Below are 19,714 nucleotides of genomic sequence, written 5' to 3'. Positions count from 1 at the left end.
ACTGAAGTTGTGGTTAGTAGAATATCTTGCTAGTGGTTAAATACCAACTTATCTGGTATTAAATCCTATACCAATCCGATTGGAGAAAATGTAATCCAAGATACACTTTTTGATTTATCTCCTGAATCCCTATTGAGTCAATAGGTTTTTTAAATCCTATGCATTAGTCACATATATGAATGGCACTAATGATAAACCCAAAGTCTTGTGTTGCCTCGTTCCCAGCCTCCAGGCTGGGAATCTATTACGAGAGGCTCTGCCTCTGGTCAAGCCACTGGAGGCAGAGCCTCCCAGGATCGGTTCCTAGCCTCCAGGCTAGGAACCAGTCAAGACAGGGGCTGTGTCTTAACAAGCGTGCCATTCGTCACATAGATAAGTGTAAAAATGTTATCGACGAGTAGATTCGGTTGTTTATAAAGATGCTGCTTGCGAATTTTCCGAGCAAGAACGGCTACCACACACTAGACATGAAGGATCGTGGTAAGAATGTCGTTTGGCAAATTCCATTCGCATCAAATCGATTGTCAGCAGTTGTGACAATAGAGGTTCACTAAACTTAGTAATCAGCTTTATTACCTCTAATGCACTAAGACAAGCTAGTGTCCCAGAAACAGCACCGATAACCGAGAACCCACGCCGATCCCAATCCGGCTTTTCTGGAAACAAGCATGATAGACAAGGAGTGACACCAGGAATAATCGTCGTCAGGTAAGCTTCCATTCCATCCATTGCAGCTTCCACCATTGGTTTTTGCCAGCGCACGCAAGCTTGGTTGAGCAAGTTTCGCTCTGTGAAATTGTGGGCGCAATCAACAGCTATATCAGCGGATTGCACTAAAGAGTCTACATTCTCCTTTGTAACGTAATCATGAACTGCTTCTACTTGAATATCAGGATTAATAGCTTGCAGAGTTTCTCTGGCTTTGAATACTCTTGGCTTACCTACCCAATCATTTGTCATCAGAACCTGACGATTCAGATCGTCTAGCCGTAAGTCACCACCCCGAACTAGAATTAGTCGCCCAACACCTGCTACTGCCAAATAAAGCGCTGATGTACCGCCTAATCCCCCTACACCTGTAACCAAAACCGTTGCAGACTTCAAACGCTTTTGTCCTGCTTCTCCAAAATTAGGAAGCATCATTTGGCGGTGATAGCGTTCTAACTCACTGGGTGTTAAGTTCATCGCTTTTTACCTCTTTATCAGTCGTAAAATCTACCACCTAGTTGGTAGCAAGTATTGTAATTGTCTATACATTTTTCTAATTTTATACCTGTTAAGTTGGTATTTTTTCTAGGCATCATTAAGGGAGCTGTGTGCAATACTCTTTATCTTAAGTTGAATGCTTAATGAAATAAGCCCCACAGCAAAGCGTGGGGCCTTTGAAGTATTATTACTTTTTGATGGGATATAAAGCATTGGCTGATGCAGGAATCAGTACGGCATCTATAACTGCTGCCTTAAGGTTGGGATTTATCCTTCTTCATAGTGTGCTTATTTGACAGATGCAAGATAAGTTTTCGGTGCAAGTTCATCTTTTTTGAGGTCTTCGTACTCCAATTAGATCGTTCCATCGGGTATCCTTCTCCTGTCACAGACGCTACGCATAGCTTGCTTTCACGTATCGCTAAAGCGAAAGCTCCGCTAACGCGTAGCGTCCCGTAGGCAAGTGGTACAGGATCTTGCTACATTTCAGAACAATATTTGGGGAAAAATTCATATTTCCTTCTGCAACGGCAGTCTCCACAATTCAGGAAGGCATTCTATTGACAAGTCGCCAAAGCCACCTAGCAGACTGTCTCCCTGTTGTAACGACTGCCGTTTTTTTAATGCAAAATTATCTAGAATCGGAATGTAGTACGAACAACTCCTGTATAGATAGTGTCATTATTGCTGTTCTGCTCTGGGTTAAATATCACAATCAAGCCTGGTGTAATTGAGATATTGTTATTCACTTGGTAGCGATATAGTCCTTCTAAATGGAAAGATGTATCGCTATCTTCACGAAGATTACTAGTAGTAGTAAGAACAGCAGGGCCAAAGTCATTACTCGTCACCTTGGGTGGTTGACCAAAGATTAAACCTCCCAAGTTACCCTTTTTGCCTAAATCAGGGAAAGCTAAAGTGACCGCCCAGTTCCAGATGTCTGCCTTATCGCCTTTATTAACATTTGCACCAGAACTAACCTCTGCGATCGCTTGACTATACCCAACCCAACCAGAAAGTACCAATTTGGGGTTGAAACGATAGCTAGTTTCTATCCCATAATGATTGGCTGAAGTGGCAATACCAGCACCAAATGGGGTATTAGCGAAAGCGCTACCATAAGCTCCCGAAACGGAAACATCATTATTACTACCAGTAAAGTAAGAGTGTGCATAGCTCAAAGCAAGAGTTAAGTTTTGGTTGGGCTGGAATGCTAATTGAGCTAAAGCACCATAACTACCATCAAATAGCCCTGCACCAGCACTAGGATCGTTAACTCTTCTAGCAAGATAACCCCCAGATAAAGTAATCGCGTCGCTCAATTTAAAGATGGCGCTGACACCTGAACCTGTATTACTAGCAGAACCCGTATTACTGGCACGGTAAATAGGGGAGAATCGACCAAACCGCGAAAGAGATCCAATCGGAGTTGAGGACAACAAAGGGTTAACAGTGTTGAAGTTGTCGTAGAACTCCCCACCAATAGCATCAACAATGACATTGATTTTGTCACCTACCGGGAAGCGATAATATAATTTGCCCAGTACAATGGTGTTGTCGTTGTTCCCGTCCCACGATACACGGGTCATGTTTGTACCAGTGACTGCCCCACTAAAGGCTGTGGTGTTGTTCGCTTCTAAACGGGTAAACAACTGGTCTTTACCAGTGAAACTACTAATTAAATTCAAGCGGATGCGATCGCTGAAAATCGCGTTGTCCTGAAGCCTTCGTCCACCCGATGCTGTATACTCGTTAGCTCTTGCAGCCTCTCTAGCTGTACCCTCTGGAGCTGCTTCGATTCTTCTCCAGCGATCGGAGTCTAGCGCTCTATCCCCACCAAACACACTCCCAACAGAGAAAATTATTTCTGCATTTAACTTGGTAGTAGTTGAAAATTGTTGATTTTCCAGGTTTGCATTACGAGCTTCCAACCCATCTATCCGTCCCCGTATTTCAACTAGCCCGTCAGCGAATTCTTCTTGCAATTTTCGCAAGGTTTCTAAGTCTTCTTTTGTGACTAAATCTGCTGTGCTAGTAGCAATCAATTCATTAACCCGATTCAGACAAGCGTTAAGACCTGCGGCAAACTCATAACGAGTCATTGCCCGATTTCCTTGGAAGCTGCCATTAGGATATCCAGCTATACAACCGTAGCGCTCAACTAAAGATTGTAAAGCCTGGAATGCCCAATCTGTAGGTTGTACATCAGATAGTTGAGAGACTGAAGTAACCTGACTCATGACTGAGTTTGGATTTTTGCTGCTGCGATCGTTGAACTGCTGGCTCTGGTCAGATAAAGTAACGCCGATAGGTGCAGTCAAAACAGCTTGATTATCTGTTTGAGCAACCACACCTTCTTTTGCCGGAGACTGAGTAGTCTGCATATCTGCTGGAATAGCTGATGCACCTTGAGCATTAACCAGACTAACTACTAATAAGATTGGAGCAATCAACAATGAATTATGTAAAAAACCAGACATTAACCTCACACCTCAAATACTATTAGACCAACTTGATTCCTGAAATAGTTGGTACTAAAAAACACCCGATGCATTATTATTACCAGATTTTCAGCTTTTTACCATATAAGTTGGTAAAAAGCTGGCAAAATTTTAGTCAGTATCGGCACAGTTATTGATAACAGTCAATTCTAAGTGGTAATCTGTGATTTTTTACCAGTTTTTTTGGTTACTAGGTCGTTAGATTGGTAAATTATGAATTGATTAAGAAAAAATGCTTGAGAGACTGCAAATGAATAACAAACGAATCCTAACTTTTGTCAGTTGGGTATTTATCTCGTTTTTACTAATCGTTGGCTGTAGTCAAACAATTACACCTAAGTTATCCTCAACTACTAGCCCAGCAGCCCAAACAGCAAATTTGACGATATCAGCAGCTGCTAGCCTCAGAGATGCAATGAACGAAATCAAACCTCTCTACAGTAAGGAAAAACCAAATGTTACTCTGAGCTACAACTTTGGTTCATCAGGCGCTTTGCAACAACAGATTGAACAGGGTGCTGGAGTTGACGTTTTTATCTCAGCTGCAACTAAACAGATAGATGCTTTACAGCAAAAAGGTTTATTAGTTGATGGAACTCGCAAAAACTTGCTGAAAAATCAGGTGGTGTTGATAGTACCCCCCAAAATTCTACAGTTGTGGCTGATTTCAAAGACTTAACTTCACCACGGATTAAGAAAATTGCTCTAGGCGAACCCAAAAGTGTCCCTGCTGGACAATACGCTCAACAAATCTTAACTTCATTAAAAATTCTTGACACCGTTAAAAGCAAAGCCGTCTATGCTAAAGACGTTCGTCAAGCACTCAATTACGTAGAATCAGGTAATGCTGATGCTGGAGTCGTCTACCTTTCAGATGCTAAAAGTACGCCAAAAGTCAAAATTGTAGCAACTGCATCTGAAAAAACCCATTCTCCCGTCGTCTATCCGATCGCGATTCTCAAAAGCAGTAAAAATGTCGATGCTGCTAAGGATTTTGTGCAATTTTTATCAAGCAATGAAGCCAAAACTGTGTTTGAAAAACAGGGATTTACGGTAGCTGGTAGTTAACATCAGAGAAATTTTGACAAGGCTGGTTGAGGATTTAACGCACTACTCAAACCAGCCTTAATAAGCACAGTTTTAGCACCAATCAGAAACTGTTAACCATAAGTTTTATTTCTTGAATAAATCGATTAAGTGCTTTCTGTGCTGCTTTGTAAGCTGAAGCTTGCCGTCCTAGCTTCAATTCAAGTAAAATGCGATCGCGTACAAAAAAATGGTAACGATAGATTTCACCAAATGCTACGTTAACCTTTATGATGACGATAGCAACAAGCAAAAATCGTACCTGTTAAGTTAATGAAATGGATCTTAACAACTGCTCTGATTTTGAGCAGCACTACTCAATATTCCGCACAAGTAATAAATCAAACTAAACAACCGCCTACTAATAAACAGCCTGCACAACCAGTTAAAACACCTGCTTCACCTCAACAACCTACTTCTCGACCAGTTTTTATTTTGCCAAAAGCACCTGCTCCATTAAGTCCTGTATCTGGGCGTAGAACGGGAATGGGTAGTCGAGATAATTGTCCTGCGGTTTCAACCCCGCTCACTGCCTTAGTACCATTTCAAGAGGAACAAAAGGTTGGCAAACAGACAAACAAATCAATTATCGGGACTGTAGAAGGACTAACCACTTTAGAACGGCCTACGTTTTGGTTTTACATTCCCTACACTAAGAATTTGTCTAATTCAAGTGCTGAATTTAGCTTACAGGATAGCGCCGAAAATGATGTTTATAGAAATGCGATCGCCCTACCTTCAAAGCCAAGTATCATTGGGATTTCTCTCCCTAGTACTGCTTCATTAGAAGTAGATAAGACATATCGCTGGTATTTCAAAGTACGTTGTAACCAAGAGACAGCAAGCATTCCTGTATATGTAGAAGGGGACATTAAAAGAATCAATTTAGATGAGCGTGTTGTGCAACAATTAAAAGCCGCAAATGAGCCTCGACAAAAAATTATAATTTATGCTGAAAAAGGAATTTGGTTTGACGCTTTAAATATGCTAGCACAACTACGAATTTCTAATTTTAATGATGCATCTACTGAAAAAGATTGGCAAATTTTATTGCAATCAATCAATTTAGATAATATCGCTATGATGCCCTTAATAAAGTTACCAACCCGCTAATCATTTCAGATCCAGTAAAGTATCTATAAACCCAGATTTTTACAACCAATTACCAACTATAACGTAGGGTGCCCAGTACATCGGACGGTGATATTCAGGAGTTTCAAGTAATTTTAATTGAGCAAAGCGTAAAGCTTCTGCCGTAGTTTTACCACTCACTAACTGGCGGTAAAATTCCTCAATAAATAAAGCTGTAGAGTTATCGCCAATTTGCCATAAAGAAGCTAAAGTACTCCGCGCACCAGCACGAAGAGCAACTCCTGCTAATCCCAATGCAGCTCGGTTATCTCCTGCTGCTGTTTCGCAAGCGCTCAAAACAAGTAATTCAACTGGTTTTGTTAGTTTTTGCTCTCTACTTTTGAGCAAACTATCTAATTCACTCACATTGATACGTCCATCAGCTGCTAGGATAAAAGTGTCTTTGGCTTTAGAGCTAAATTGTCCGTGAGTTGCCAAGTGAACAACTTTAAAAGGTTGAGCGTTGATGGTTTTCCCTAAATTTGCACTGGTAAAATTTTTATCCAATAATGTAGTTGTCGATACCCCTGATTCCTGAATTAATTTTAGTTCAACCTTAACGTTGGGAAGCGGTGCAAACTTTTCATTTTTGGGTGGTTGCGATAGTCCTCCAGCAAGGGCATTTAATTTTTTCTGTTCTAGAGGTTTGGGAGCAAATAGTTGCAGTCCGGGGCTAATAACTACAGAGTATTTTTGGACTAAATACTCTCTGCCATCATATAATGCAGACATCGGAATATTTCGCAATAACCCATCTGGAATAAAGACTAGAGTATTAACTTTACTATTTTTCAGGTTTGTTTCAACTGGTTTAATTAACCAGTTATAAAGTTGTTGAGAAACTGCTTGAAGTTGCAGATTAGCATCAGGTTCGACTATTGTTTTTCGTATTTTTGTAATAATTTGCTCTACTTGCTGACGGTTGACTTGAGAAGTTTTATGAATCAACGGTTGATTAGGAAGTTTGATAATAATTTCTAAATAGTTATCTAGGATAATCGGATAGAAAATAGCAGTATTCGGGTTGTCGCGGTCTACTACTTTGTCCAAAACCACAAATTGGTTACTCAAGCAAGCTTCTCGGAAAAAATTGTCGAGTTCTGCAACTTGCAAAGCTTCAATTCGCTGTCGTGCCTTATCTAAATCTGGTTTTCCTTGTCCTTTCTGTTGTAAAATCAACTCTACAGACTGCCGATAAATCGGTTCTATGCGATCGCGAAAATTGAACTGTACCTCTCGATTAACCGCAACTAAATCGCTGCGAAGAGACTGAAGAGTTGTGACAGCAGCATCATAAGCAGATATGGCGGTTTCGATATTTCCCTGTGCTTTGAGTAAGCGTCCTAACTGCCACTCAAGGCGATAAACTATATCTGAGGCATCAATTTTTTCAGCCATAAACAATGCTTGCTGCGTCAAATCTTGTGCTTCTTGCAATTGTTGGTTTTGCTCGTAAACTTCTCCCAAGCTGCCTAGTGCATAGGATTCGGCACGTTCATCGCCGATGATTTTGGCTTGCTGAACGCTAGTTGCCAGAATCTCTGCAATGTCTTTTTTATTACCAATTGTGGTTAAAGTCTGAGCAAAATTGATCCGTGCATAAATACCAGCTTGATTGGTAGGCAGATTCGGGAGTTGAGATTGAATTGTGGGTATTAATGACTTTGCTTCAGTGATGCGTTCGTTTTCGACCAGTAAACTCAGCTGATTAATCAGGGCTTGAACTTTGGCTAAAGAGTTTGGTGCAATTTTGATAGCGTTTTGATAATGAGCGATCGCATCTTTAATATTACTCAACGACCTAGTAGTATTACCGAGGCTAAATTCCGTCAAACTAATTTCTAGAGGCAGTTGTAGACGTTGAGCGATTTTTAAGCTTTGTTGTAAGTTTTTCTGGGATGGCTCTAGTTCGCCTAATTGTTGTAAGACATTGCCTAGCGATCGCAAAGCTGTTACTTTTACAAGAGAATCAGGTTGAGCTTGTAACTGTTTGGATACTTCCTCTAATATATTCAAGCTACGGCGGTAAAACCCAGCAACTCGTAGAGCTTGCGCTTGGTTAATCCGGCTGCGCGTTACTCCAGCAGTATCACCTAATTTCTTCCAGATTTGCTCTGCTTGTTGTGATGTTTTTACAGATGCATCAGTTTGTCCCTGTGCTAGTTGCAATTCGCCCTGAATATTTAGAGTTTGTGCCAGAATTTCTAACAATTCAGATTTGGGATTGTTGACATTTAACTTTTGATTTCTCTCATCCCAGCCAAGCAAATTTAAGCTATTGTCAATAGTTGCATAAGCTTCTTTCCACGAGCCGAGTTGTTGGTATACAAGAGAGAGGTTAGTCAGTGCTGCGGCTTGTGCGAGGTTATTGCTTTGTTGTTGATAGCTACGGACAGCTTGTTGGAGAACATTTACTGCTTCAGTAAAGCGTCCCAGCTTGATAAAGTGCTTCTCCTTGCTCAAGAAGTTGCTGTGGTGTTGTGGCTGGGGGTTTATTGGTTTGGATGTGAAACCCGTTTGGTGAATTTGTCTGGATTTGTTTAGCAAATGTACTAGGGGTAATAGTCAGGAAAACAGCAAGGGTAAATAGGACTACAGGAATTACCGCAAATCTAATTACTCGCTTTGGCAGCTGAAATTTTGCCATATTTCACACCTCCCTGAGATACAGGACAGGAAGCAGGTGTTTGCCAAGGGCTGTGGGGGTTGAGTTGAGGAAGTGCTACTAGTTCTATGTTTCCCTTGCGATCGATTACCCAGCCAGAAGCTTCCACAATTGGAATTGTCGCAGCAATAGAAGTAGTTGAAACTGCTGTTGATTTTGGCACAGGCTTTGTGTTTGCCAAGTTTTCTGATTTTGGTCTTAATTTCACCCACCCAGACACAGTACTTGAATCTTGTAATGGTTCAGTAGGACTCATGGGTAGTCCGCCGCGTCCTGTTGCCACAAATGTGTTTTGGAATTGCCGAGTTCCTGGCGTGCAGGCGGTGGAAATTTGCCTAGAAGCATCAACTAGATTAATTGGGAGTTCAACTAAGCCGCGAGTAGGGTTAATATCAGGTGTAATGATTTCTACATTACCGCTCAAGCTGCGAGTTTGCCCTGTAGCGGTGATATCGCTTGTTTGTAGCTGACGCGGGTCTAAATCTTTAGGACGTAATCTCTCAAGTTCTTGTCGACTGAGAGGTGCGATACCAAAGATACCTTTAGTATTGATTGTGACATTCCCCCCACGAAATTTAGCAGAATTAGCGCTGATGTCGCTATTTTCAAAGCCAACCAAGACATCGGCATCAATATTGATGTTGCCGCCGATAACCTTTATTCGTCTGGCGTTGGTTCTGATGTTGCTATTGCCAGTCATGATTAAATCTTTTGAGTTAATGTTAATTGTCGCCTCTTCCCTATTTCGGTCAACTTTGGGGCTACCTGTATCGGCGATGAGTAAGCCGTGGTTTAAACGGATAGAGCGTGCATATAATGTCATCTTACCTGCGGTTCCTGTTATGGAACTCCGCACGCTTACTCTTGCATCTTGTACTAGTAAGGTATGGGTTGTGACTGTCAAATTACCCGCATCTCCTATTGAGTTTTGGCTGGCTCGTGTAAACAAGCCACCATTCCGCTTATCAGCACTTCTACCAATCAGTTGTACATCTTGGGCATCAACTCTCAAATTTCCCCCGTTACCCGCACCGGAAGTACCAGTATTTACTTGTGCCTCATCTCGCACTAGTAAGGTATTAGTTTTGACCGTCAAATCACCCGCATCTCCTGTTGAGTTTGCTCGTGCAAACAAGCCACTACGAAACCGATTGTCAGCGCTTGTACCAATCAGTTGCACATCTTGGGCATTAACGCTCAAATTTCCCCCCTTGCCTGCACCGAAAGTAGCAGTATTTATCCATGCCCCATCTCGCACTAGTAAGGTATGGGTTGTGACTGTCAAATCACCCGCATTTCCTGTTGAGTTTGCTTGTGCAAACAAGCCACTACGAAACCGATCGTTAGCGCTTGTACCAATCAGTTGCACATCTTGAGCATCAACCTTCAAATTTCCTCCCTTACCCGCACTAGATGTACTAGTAATTACCTGTGCCCCATCTCGCACTAGCAAGGTATTAGTTTTAATCGTTAAATTACCTGCGTCCTCTAATGAGTTTCGCTGTGCAGAAGTACCCAAGGAACTGGGAAGCAGATTATTAGAACTTCTACCAATTAGTTGTACATCTTGGGCATCAACCCTCAAATTTCCTCCCTTACCCGCACCAAATGTAGCAGTATTTACCTGTGCTCCATCTCGCACTAGCAAGGTATTAGTTTTAATCGTCACATCACCCGCGTCCCCTGTTAAGTTTGGCTGTGCGCCAGCACTCAAGCCACTGGGATACTTACCATCGGCGGTTGTAGCAATCAGTTGCACGTCTTGAGCATTAACGCTCAAATTTCCTCCCTTACCCGCACCAAGTGTAATAGTGCTTACCTGTGCCCCATCTCGCACTAGCAAGGTATTAGTTTTAATCGTTAAATTACCTGCGTCCCCTGTTGAGTTTGGCTGTGCGCCAGCAAACAAGCCACTGGGATACTCACCATCGGCACTTGTACCAATCAGTTGCACATCTTGGGCATCAATGCTCAAATTTCCTCCCTTACCCGCACCAGATGTAATAGTACTTACCTCTACCCCATCTCGCACTAGCAAGGTATTAGTTTTAATCGTTAAATTACCTGCGTCCCCTGTTGAGTTTGGCTGTGCGCCAGCAAACAAGCCACCGGCTTTACCATCAGCGCTTGTACCAATCAGTTGCATATCTTGGGCATCAATGCTCAAATTTCCTGCCTTACCCGCACCAGATGTAATAGTACTTATCTGTGCCCCATCTCGCACTATCAAGGTATTAGTTTTAATCTTTAAATTACCTGCATCCCCTATTGAGTTTGGCTGTGCGCCAGCAAACAAGCTACTGGCAGATTGATCGTCAGCGCTTCTACCAATCAGTTGCACATCTTGAGCATCAACGCTCAAATTTCCTCCTTTACCCGCACCAGATGTAATAGTACTTATCTGTGCTCCAGCATCAACTTGTAACGTGCTAGCACTGATATTGACATCGCCTCCCTGTCCATTTGCTTGCGATCGCACCTCATTACCAATTACACTCCCATTGTTAAGGTTTATTGCAACCGTGGCATTAACCGAAATATTTCCTGCCTGACTATTATTAGAACCTAATCTACTGTCTATGCCTGCAAACAGTTGACTCTCTCCCGTCATCTCTAAATTCCGGGCATTAACCGCGATACTACCACCATTGCCAGCAAATACATTTACTTGCGCGCCATCGCTAAGGAAAACATCGCTTCTTTCTACACTATTGGGAAAACTCAAACGACTATTATCATCTCCATTCAACCCAACTGTACCGGCACTAGCTAACCCACCCAACTCGACGAGTCCACCAAAAGCATTCAATCTTCCACCATCCATGTTCACATTACCGCCTACTAGCAGCAAACTTCGACCATCTGGGACACGTAGACCAAATGCATTCTCGTTACCAGGAGTAGATCCTGCTGGCGCAGTTGAACTATTTTGAATCGGTGCAGCCGCAATTTGATTAAATAATAAGGCATTTGGATTTACTGTTAACAAGGGTGAAGGTGCTTCTGGATTTGAGGCGCTGAAAAATCCCAAATTGCTAAACCCAATGGCGTTGGCTGTTGTGGCGATAAAGGAACCGCCGATATTCAAACTAGCATTTTTACCAAAAATAATCCCATTCGGATTGAGCAGGAATAAGTTTGCTTTACCGTTAGCACGAATTAAGCCATCTATATTAGAAATTGACTTACCTGTTACTCGTGTCAGGATGTTCTGAATATCGGGTGAATTATTGAACCAAGCAGTACTGTCATTGGGAACAGAGAACTCCTCAAAGCTGTGGAACAGATTAGCACCTCGTGTGGTTCCACCTTCAATCATCCTGGTATTGCCCTCTAATTTCACATTGGAATTATTTGGCAGAGTGCTGTCTGGAGTGATTTGGGCAACTGAGATATTTGCATATAAGGTAACTGCACTGACAATGGCAACTCCTAGACCTTGTAACCAGTTTGGCGCAGTTTTAAAAGACATTGCACTCTCCTATAGAAAAGGAAATTTAGGTTGTCAGCCGCAATCTTGAGTAGAAGTGTCAGGATAATAAACTGATGCACAACAGAGGATATTAGCAAATTGACACTGCTGAATCAAGTGAATAAACCAGAGCAAACGCGCCTCGCATCTAAGTAGAAGAATCCTTTCATAGCAGGGGTTTGAGCGTTTGAGAATTGAGGCGATTTTTTCATCAATATCTTTATGCAACAAGGGTTTCACAAATTACGTGCGTTTGGCTTGATGAATAAAATTCTACCACTGCTACCAATTAAGAATTAGAAGGCAAAGCTAAAAAACCTCTGATTTCCAGCCGTGAATAAACTTACCTCACTGCTACCAATTAATAATCAGAAGGCAAAGCTAAAAAACTTCTGATTCCCAGCCGTGAATAAACTTATCTCACTGCTACCAATTAATAATCAGAAGGCAAAGCTAAAAAACTTCTGATTCCCAGCCGTGAATAAACTTATCTCACTGCTACCAATTAATAATCAGAAGGCAAAGCTAAAAAACTTCTGATTCCCAGCCGTGAATAAACTTATCTCACTGCTACCAATTAACAATCAGAAGGAAGAAAACAAGCTGACCTTCAGTTCAAACCCCAATCTAAAACTTAGGGGAAAAACAATGTCTAACATCAAAAACCACGGAGTAGATATGAACAACAAGCAAATCAAAGACCTCTACAGCATCGAAGCTGTGCAAGACCTTGACCATGAAGCCGCTGCCACTATTAGTGGTGGTGCTTTAGACTTGTCCGACCTGAAGGGTGGTAAAGGAAAGCGGCTAGATAATATCGGAAAGGCACGACCCGATTTAGGCAAATTTAACAATAAAGCAACTTGGTACGAGGTGACGGGTAAAAAAGATTGGATTGTCTACACTGGTAAGAGATTCACAGGTGCATCAAGGACTCTGAAAGCAGGTACAAAAGGTAACTTCATCGGTACTTTTAACAACAGCATCGAGTCTGCCAAACCTGCATAATCAGCTCTGGTCTATTTCATACCGTGTACTCGAATCCTTCAAAACCTCAAAAAGAAAAGAATGCTCTGACATCAGCTTTTAGCTGAGTAACATTCTTCTGTTGCAGTTTGTAGGGGCGAAGTCGTTTTCGCTCCTACTTTTTCATTCATATCAAAATAGCACAAATAAACGTCAACGGTGTTATCAGTAACAGCCGCATTTATCAGAAGGCAAAGCTAAAAAACCTCTGATTCCCAGCCGTGAATAAACTTATATCACTGCTACCAATTAACAATCAGAAGGAAGAAAACAAGCTGACCTTCAGTTCAAACCCCAATCTAAAACTTAGGGGAAAAACAATGTCTAACATCAAAAACCACGGAGTGGATATGAATAACAAGCAAATCAAAGACCTCTACAGCATCGAAGCTGTGCAAGACCTTGACCATGAAGCCGCTGCTACTATTAGTGGTGGTAGCTTAGACCTTTCCGACTTGAAGGATGGTAAAGGAAGGCGGCTAAATAATATCGGAAACCCACGAGTCAATTTATACAACTTTAACAATAAAGCAACTTGGTACGAGGTGACGGGTAAAAGAGATTGGATTGTCTACACTGGTGTGAAATTCTCAGGTAAATCAAGGCGGCTGAAAGCAGGTACAAAAGGTAACTTCACTGGGTCTTTTAACAACGACATCGAGTCTGCCAGACCTGCATAATCAGTTCTGGTCTATTTCATACCGTGTACTCGAATCCTTCAAAACCTCAAAGAGAAAAGAATGCTCTCACATCAGCTTTTAGCTGAGTAACATTCTTCTGTTGCAGTTTGTAGGGGCGAAGTCGTTTTTGCTCCTACTTTCTCATTTATATCAAGATAGCACAAATAAACGTCAACGGTGTTAATAGTTATCAGTTATTAGGTAGGAAACGGACTCGTTCACCTCTTGTTAACTGCGGCTGGTATTGATTTTTTAAACTATGAAATACCACAGTATATTGCAACACAGTGAAGAAGATTGTGGTGCAGCAAGCCTAGCCATGATCGCCAAATACTACGGACGCACCTTTGCCCTCAATCGCGTGCGAGAAGCAGTGGGTACAGGTTCGCGGGGAACCACACTACTAGGTTTGAGACGGGGAGCCGAAACTCTGGGATTTCATGCCCGTCAAGTTCAAGCTACCCCAGAACTGTTTGAGAAATTAGATGAAGTTCCTTTGCCTGCCATTATTCACTGGAAAGGCTACCACTGGGTAGTATTGTACGGGAAAAAGGGGAAAAAATATGTCCTCTCTGACCCTGCCGTTGGTATCTTGTACCTCACCTCCCAGGAGTTAATCGCGGGTTGGAGTGATGGTGTGATGCTGCTGCTGATGCCAGACGATAGCCGCTTTTATGAGCAAGGGGAAGATAAAATTGGCGGTTTTGGGCGGTTTATTGCCCGCGTTATGCCCTATCGCAATCTTTTGGTTCAGGCGATCGCGATCAACTTTGCGATCGGGCTGTTGTCCCTCGCTTCCCCGTTAATGATGCAACTTCTCACCGATGACGTACTAGTGCGGGGAGATACCCAACTGCTAACAACAGTGGCAATTGGTGTGATTGCCATGAACCTAATCCAAAGTGCCATTGGTTTGGTACAATCTCACCTGATTGGTCATTTTGGTCAACGATTGCAATACGGGCTAATTCTAGAATACGGCCGAAAACTGTTGCGCTTACCCCTATCATATTTTGAAGCACGTCGCAGTGGGGAAGTCGTTAGCCGGATTGCTGATGTTCATACCATCAATAATCTAGTTTCTCAAATTGTTCTGGGTTTACCCAGTGAATTTTTTGTGGCTCTGGTTTCCTTGGGTTTCATGCTCTTTTATAGTTGGCAACTGACTCTCGCTTCCGTCGCCGCTTTTATCATTGTCACTTTTGTCAACCTGCTTTTTCTTCCCGCCTTGCGCCAAAAAACCCGCAGCCTCATCGTTAAAGGTACGGAAAATCAAGGCTTTTTAGTCGAAACTTTTCGTGGTGTTCAAGTTCTGAAAACCACCCAAGCTACAGAGCAAGCTTGGCAAGAATATCAGACAAATTTTGGTCGCCTTGCTAACTTAGACTGGACTACGATGAAGTTGGAGCTTTACAGTGGCACAGTCACTAGTATTCTTTCCAAATTGACGAGTATTGGCATACTCTGGTTAGGTTCTAGCTTGGTGATTAATCAGACATTATCCATCGGTCAACTGCTGGCGTACAGCGGTATGAGTGGTAGTTTTCTGGAATTTTTAGAGTCAGCAGTCGGGCTAATCGATGAATTTATCACTGCACAAATTGTCGTTCAACGCTTGACAGAAGTGATAGATTCTACCCCAGAAGATAAAAATGACATTAAAAAACCTTGGGCAGAAATTCCTGGCAATGCAGATATTAGTTGTTCTCAAGTGAACTTTCACCATCCTGGTAGAACTGACCTGTTAGAAAATTTTTCTTTAACTATCCCTGGTGGTAAAGTAATAGCCTTAATCGGTCAATCTGGCTGTGGTAAAAGTTCTTTTGGCAAATTAATTACTGGTTTATATCAAATCCAATCTGGTAATATCCGTTATGGCATATACAACCAGCAAGATTTATCTTTAGAATGTTTGCGGCAACAAGTCGTATTAGTTCCCCAAGAACCTCATTTTTGGAGTCGTTCGATTGTAGAAAATTTTCACTTCAGTTATCCCAACATTAGTTTTGAGGAGATAGTCCTTGCTTGTCAAATTGCTGGTGCAGATGAATTTATTAGTAAATTACCTGATAAATATCAAACTGTTTTAGGCGAATTTGGTGCAAATATTTCTGGCGGACAAAGGCAGAGATTAGCTATAGCTAGAGCAATTGTGATTGACCCGCCTGTATTAATTTTAGATGAATCTACAGGCGCTCTTGACCCAGTAAGTGAAACTCAAGTTTTAGATAGATTACTTAATCACCGTCAAGGTAAAACCACAATTATGATTAGCCATCGTCCTCAAGTTATCAAACGGGCTGATTGGATTGTGTTGCTTGAAGATGGACGCTTAAAAATTCAAGGAACTCCAGAAGAATTACGTCATATCCCTGGAGAGCATTTAAACTTTCTTGATGAGATTTATTCTTCTAATAATAGAAATGAATTGAAATCTTCTTTACTTTTTCGGAATTAGTTAATGTTTATTAGACATTTTAGAGAGATTTATAACTTATGATTAGTAAGTCTCAAACCAATTTTTTACCCTTAGTTCAAGACAATGAATTTCTCCCACCAATTAGTCGTTGGACTACATTTGGCGGACTATTTATCGTGTTTGTGTTGTCGTTAGCTGTTCCTGTGGCTGCGATTGCTAAATATAAAGTTACAGTCATTGGACAAGGGGTTGTCCGTCCTGCGGGTGAATTGCCAATTGTGCAGGCGGCGACAGAAGGACAGGTAATGCATATTTACGTCAAAGAAAATCAAACGCTGCGAAAAGGAGATATAATTGCTACTATTGATGACTCTCGATTGCAAACTAAAAAAAACCAGCTGCAAACCAATATTCAACAAGCTAGGTTACAACTAATTCAAACCGTTCCCCAAATTAATGCAATCGATAGTCAAATTCGAGCCGAAAGCGATCGCACCAATCGGACTATCGCCTCTGCTAAAGCTGAATTGCAGGGACGCGATCGCGATTATCAAGACAAAAAAATTACCACTATCACTGAACTTCAAGAAGCAGCAGCCAATGTCAAAATGGCTCAAGAAGAATTATATGCAGGGCAAGCACAGTTACAATCAGCATTAGCTAATCTGCACGCAACTGAAGCGGCTTTAGGAGCAGCGACATCAAAGCAGAGCCGATATGAAAATGTTGCTAAACAAGGGGCATTATCCCGCGACCAACTAGAAGAAGTACAGCTGGCTGTGAAACAGCAACAACAAGCTGTACAGGCGCAAAAAGCAACTTATAAGGCCCAAGAAAAAACAAATGAACGGCTAAAACAAGCTGTGAATGGGGCTATTGCCAAACGCGATCGCGCTCAAGCAGTTCTCAATCCCAGCAATGCAGAAGTAGCAATGGCGAGTGAACGCATTGCTCAAGAAAAAGCTTCTGGCGAAGTGAATAAAGCATCTTTAGAAAGAGAACTTCAAGCACTTATCAAACAGAAAATTGAAACGGAAAAACAATTAGAGCGCGATACTAGCGAATTCAAGCAAGCTGAAATTGACCTGAAGCAAACTACTATTACTGCTACAGCAGACGGAATTATTTCCAAGCTCAATTTGAGAAACCCCGGTCAAACTCTCCGGGCTGGGGAGGAAGTTGTGCAAATTGTTCCTAGTCATGCACCTTTAGTTATCAAAGCAGCTGTCGGTTCTGAGGAAAAAGGTAAGATAAAAGTCGATCAAAAGGTGCAAATGCGAGTAACAGCTTGTCCTTATCCTGATTACGGTACTCTCAATGGCGTTGTCAAAGCGATTTCTCCGGATGCTGTTAAGTCGCAAAAAAACGATGCTGATACTGATCCGAACTCTAGCCCAAAAGCAACTGCTGTAGGTGCTTTTTACGAAGTCACAATTGAACCAGAGAAACTTGCTTTAGGTCGCAGTACAAAGAAATGTCAAATTCAATTGGGTATGGATGGCAGAGTTGATATTATTACCCGCGAAGAAACTGTACTGCAATTTGTGCTCCGCAAAGCAAGATTAATCACCGATTTTTGACCAATTATTCCTTACCCTTTACCCCAAACTCGATTCCGAGTTAAAAATGCACAAAGCAAGAAGTATTGAGATAAATTTTATCTTTTTGCACCAAATCTCACACTTAAATATTACATCTACCAGTCGGACTCCAATTCAATTGGAGAATTCTGACGACTGACGCCTCTATTCTGTTTTGATAAAAATTTGGTTTTTTACCATACCCAAAGCCAAAAAATGAAACTATGACATTGTAAATCAAGAGGTCATTTGATGAAAACATTCAATTTGAGAATAAAGTTCTTTGCTCTAATAATGCTCGGTGTTTTGGTATTCAATGTGTTCTTATTAGCACCACAAAAAGCTTTCACCGAGACAAGTAAACCCAATATTGTTTTCGTCCTAGTAGATGACATGGACGCTGACACAATTAACAGAAATCCAAAGAAGTATGCACCAAACATTAAGTCGCTTTTGATCGACCAGGGCGTAACATTTCCTAACTTTTTTGTAAACGTGTCTCTATGCTGCCCATCGCGCACGAATATTTTGCGCGGTCAATATGCCCACAATACGGGGATATTGACCAATTCACGACCTGATGGAGGTTTCCAGAAAGCCTATAGCCAGGGCTTAGAAAAAGAGACGATCGCCACCTCGTTACAAGCAAATGGTTATCAGACAGCGTTGATTGGCAAGTACCTCAACGGCTACCCCGACACAGCCCCTAGTGATACATACATCCCGCCTGGTTGGACAGAGTGGTATAGCCCGATGGAAAAAGGCAAGAAGAAAAACGACCAAAAGAAATATGGCAATCCTTACTCTCAGTTCAATTACACGCTGAACAAGAATGGCCAGCTGGTCAAGTACGGTGACAACCCCAAAGACTACGGTACAGATGTTTATACTGGCTTTGCCATTGATTTCATCCAACGTTCTGCCAAGAACGGCAAGCCGTTTTTCGTTTATCTAGCTCCCTTCAACATTCACGGACCATATACGCCAGCACCACGCTATAAAAACCTCTTCCCAGATGTTCAAGCGCCCCGCGTAGACAATTTTAACGAAGCCAATGTCAGCACTAAGCCTCAATTCATTCAAGATTTGCCTCAACTCAATCAAACACAAATTGACGAAATTGATAAAAGTTATCGTTTGCGCTTGCGATCGCTACAGTCGGTTGACGATACAATTGACAAGTTGGTCGATACGCTCAAGGCAAATGGGCAACTTAACAATACTTACATCATTTTCACCTCCGATAACGGTTACAAACAGGGTATTCACCGAGCAAGTACAGGCAAAGAAAGTGCCTACGAGGAAGATATTCGCTTGAATCTGGTAGTGCGCGGCCCGGGAATTCCAGCTGGCAAGCAACTGCAAGAGCAAGTGGGTAATATCGACTTTTTCCCAACCTTTACCGATATGGCTGGAGTTAAACCACCTGCTTTTGTTGATGGACGCTCATTCTTACCTTTGTTAAAGGGTACGATGTCAAATCTCCCTAAGTGGCGCTCTGCATTTTTGATAGAACACAAACAAAATCAGAAGCGACGTGCTGCACTTGAGAATCAGACAACGCTTCTTCAGGATCGGTCAGAGCTTGACGATCAGTTAGAGCTTGAGGATCAGTCAGAGCTTCAATCGCTCCAAAAAGGAGGCCAAGTACCGAAGATCCCTACTTACCAAGCGATCCGGACACAAGATTATACCTATGTTGAGTATAAAACTGGAGCGAAGGAACTGTATAACATCAAAAAAGACCCATATCAGTTGAACAACCTGGCTTCTACAGCCGATCCAACTCTACTCAAACAGCTTGCTAACCGACTGAGTAAACTGCGTACTTGTCAAGCCGATTCCTGTCGGGCAATTGAGGAGGAGCCGTTCACTCTCTAAGAAGGTTCTGCCAGGATACTTATTACGTATCCTGGGAAATCAGACAGAGCAACAGCGAATATCCAAA

14 protein-coding genes are annotated in these 19,714 nt (G+C 42.0%); 8 read left to right on the top strand and 6 right to left on the bottom strand.

What is annotated here, in order from left to right:
* Positions 1-411: 411 nt before the first annotated feature.
* A complete protein-coding gene (locus tag NSTCB13_RS05285; protein ID WP_445628637.1) occupies positions 412-1,185 on the bottom strand; it encodes a HesA/MoeB/ThiF family protein in 774 nt (257 codons plus the stop codon).
* 656 nt (positions 1,186-1,841) lie between these two features.
* Complete coding sequence (locus NSTCB13_RS05280; RefSeq protein WP_448271599.1) at positions 1,842-3,686, bottom strand: iron uptake porin; 1,845 nt, start codon at positions 3,684-3,686, stop codon at positions 1,842-1,844.
* 271 nt (positions 3,687-3,957) lie between these two features.
* Between NSTCB13_RS05280 and modA (NSTCB13_RS05275) the strand changes: the two genes are divergently transcribed.
* Positions 3,958-4,386, top strand: a complete 429-nt coding sequence (gene modA / locus NSTCB13_RS05275) for a molybdate ABC transporter substrate-binding protein (protein ID WP_448271598.1) — start codon at positions 3,958-3,960, stop codon at positions 4,384-4,386.
* Entirely contained in the window at positions 4,365-4,775 is a 411-nt protein-coding gene (gene modA, locus NSTCB13_RS05270) for a molybdate ABC transporter substrate-binding protein (RefSeq protein WP_448271597.1), read from the top strand. Before modA (NSTCB13_RS05275) ends, modA (NSTCB13_RS05270) begins: the two co-directional genes overlap by 22 nt.
* A gap of 82 nt (positions 4,776-4,857) precedes the next feature.
* Here the strand turns inward: modA (NSTCB13_RS05270) and NSTCB13_RS05265 are convergent, their stop codons facing one another.
* A complete protein-coding gene (locus tag NSTCB13_RS05265) occupies positions 4,858-5,046 on the bottom strand; it encodes a hypothetical protein (protein WP_448271596.1) in 189 nt (62 codons plus the stop codon).
* A gap of 20 nt (positions 5,047-5,066) precedes the next feature.
* On the opposite strand from NSTCB13_RS05265, the gene NSTCB13_RS05260 reads away from it, so the two are divergent.
* Positions 5,067-5,906 (top strand): DUF928 domain-containing protein, encoded by an 840-nt coding sequence (locus NSTCB13_RS05260; protein WP_448271595.1) that lies wholly within the window; start codon positions 5,067-5,069, stop codon positions 5,904-5,906.
* 39 nt (positions 5,907-5,945) lie between these two features.
* On the opposite strand, the gene NSTCB13_RS05255 is transcribed toward NSTCB13_RS05260, so the two are convergent.
* The 3 genes from NSTCB13_RS05255 to NSTCB13_RS05245 are packed head-to-tail and all read right to left on the bottom strand — an operon-like array spanning position 5,946 to position 12,061.
* Positions 5,946-8,387, bottom strand: a complete 2,442-nt coding sequence (locus tag NSTCB13_RS05255) for a CHAT domain-containing protein (RefSeq protein ID WP_448271594.1) — start codon at positions 8,385-8,387, stop codon at positions 5,946-5,948.
* Positions 8,344-8,571, bottom strand: a complete 228-nt coding sequence (locus NSTCB13_RS05250) for a hypothetical protein (protein WP_448271593.1) — start codon at positions 8,569-8,571, stop codon at positions 8,344-8,346. Before NSTCB13_RS05250 ends, NSTCB13_RS05255 begins: the two co-directional genes overlap by 44 nt.
* Complete coding sequence (locus NSTCB13_RS05245) at positions 8,537-12,061, bottom strand: two-partner secretion domain-containing protein (protein ID WP_448271592.1); 3,525 nt, start codon at positions 12,059-12,061, stop codon at positions 8,537-8,539. Before NSTCB13_RS05245 ends, NSTCB13_RS05250 begins: the two co-directional genes overlap by 35 nt.
* A gap of 648 nt (positions 12,062-12,709) precedes the next feature.
* Here NSTCB13_RS05245 and NSTCB13_RS05240 point away from each other — a divergent pair.
* The 5 genes from NSTCB13_RS05240 (at position 12,710) to NSTCB13_RS05220 (ending at position 19,647) form a co-directional block, all read left to right on the top strand.
* The gene (locus tag NSTCB13_RS05240) at positions 12,710-13,069 is read left to right on the top strand and encodes a hypothetical protein (RefSeq protein WP_448271591.1); all 360 of its coding nucleotides are present in this window, start codon (positions 12,710-12,712) and stop codon (positions 13,067-13,069) included.
* Positions 13,070-13,407: 338 nt separating this feature from the next.
* Positions 13,408-13,767, top strand: coding sequence for a hypothetical protein (locus NSTCB13_RS05235; protein WP_448271590.1), 360 nt, complete (start codon positions 13,408-13,410; stop codon positions 13,765-13,767).
* A gap of 259 nt (positions 13,768-14,026) precedes the next feature.
* Positions 14,027-16,225 (top strand): peptidase domain-containing ABC transporter, encoded by a 2,199-nt coding sequence (locus tag NSTCB13_RS05230; protein ID WP_448271589.1) that lies wholly within the window; start codon positions 14,027-14,029, stop codon positions 16,223-16,225.
* A gap of 38 nt (positions 16,226-16,263) precedes the next feature.
* Positions 16,264-17,766, top strand: coding sequence for an HlyD family efflux transporter periplasmic adaptor subunit (locus NSTCB13_RS05225; RefSeq protein WP_448271587.1), 1,503 nt, complete (start codon positions 16,264-16,266; stop codon positions 17,764-17,766).
* Positions 17,767-18,018: 252 nt separating this feature from the next.
* Entirely contained in the window at positions 18,019-19,647 is a 1,629-nt protein-coding gene (locus NSTCB13_RS05220; RefSeq protein ID WP_448271586.1) for a sulfatase family protein, read from the top strand.
* Positions 19,648-19,714 lie beyond the last annotated feature (67 nt).

The organism is Nostoc sp. DSM 114160 (genome assembly GCF_053470305.1).
Note: the sequence above shows the minus strand (reverse complement) of the source record. Positions and strands in the feature narration are given on the sequence as shown.

Excerpts from the sequence above, each read along its gene's own strand:
- NSTCB13_RS05285 (WP_445628637.1), bottom strand. The coding sequence starts at position 1,185 with ATGAACTTAACACCCAGTGAGTTAGAACGCTATCACCGCCAAATGATG.
- NSTCB13_RS05280 (WP_448271599.1), bottom strand. The coding sequence starts at position 3,686 with ATGTCTGGTTTTTTACATAATTCATTGTTGATTGCTCCAATCTTATTA.
- modA (WP_448271598.1), top strand. The coding sequence starts at position 3,958 with ATGAATAACAAACGAATCCTAACTTTTGTCAGTTGGGTATTTATCTCG.
- NSTCB13_RS05260 (WP_448271595.1), top strand. The coding sequence starts at position 5,067 with ATGAAATGGATCTTAACAACTGCTCTGATTTTGAGCAGCACTACTCAA.
- NSTCB13_RS05250 (WP_448271593.1), bottom strand. The coding sequence starts at position 8,571 with ATGGCAAAATTTCAGCTGCCAAAGCGAGTAATTAGATTTGCGGTAATT.
- NSTCB13_RS05245 (WP_448271592.1), bottom strand. The coding sequence starts at position 12,061 with ATGTCTTTTAAAACTGCGCCAAACTGGTTACAAGGTCTAGGAGTTGCC.
- NSTCB13_RS05240 (WP_448271591.1), top strand. The coding sequence starts at position 12,710 with ATGTCTAACATCAAAAACCACGGAGTAGATATGAACAACAAGCAAATC.
- NSTCB13_RS05235 (WP_448271590.1), top strand. The coding sequence starts at position 13,408 with ATGTCTAACATCAAAAACCACGGAGTGGATATGAATAACAAGCAAATC.
- NSTCB13_RS05230 (WP_448271589.1), top strand. The coding sequence starts at position 14,027 with ATGAAATACCACAGTATATTGCAACACAGTGAAGAAGATTGTGGTGCA.
- NSTCB13_RS05225 (WP_448271587.1), top strand. The coding sequence starts at position 16,264 with ATGATTAGTAAGTCTCAAACCAATTTTTTACCCTTAGTTCAAGACAAT.
- NSTCB13_RS05220 (WP_448271586.1), top strand. The coding sequence starts at position 18,019 with ATGAAAACATTCAATTTGAGAATAAAGTTCTTTGCTCTAATAATGCTC.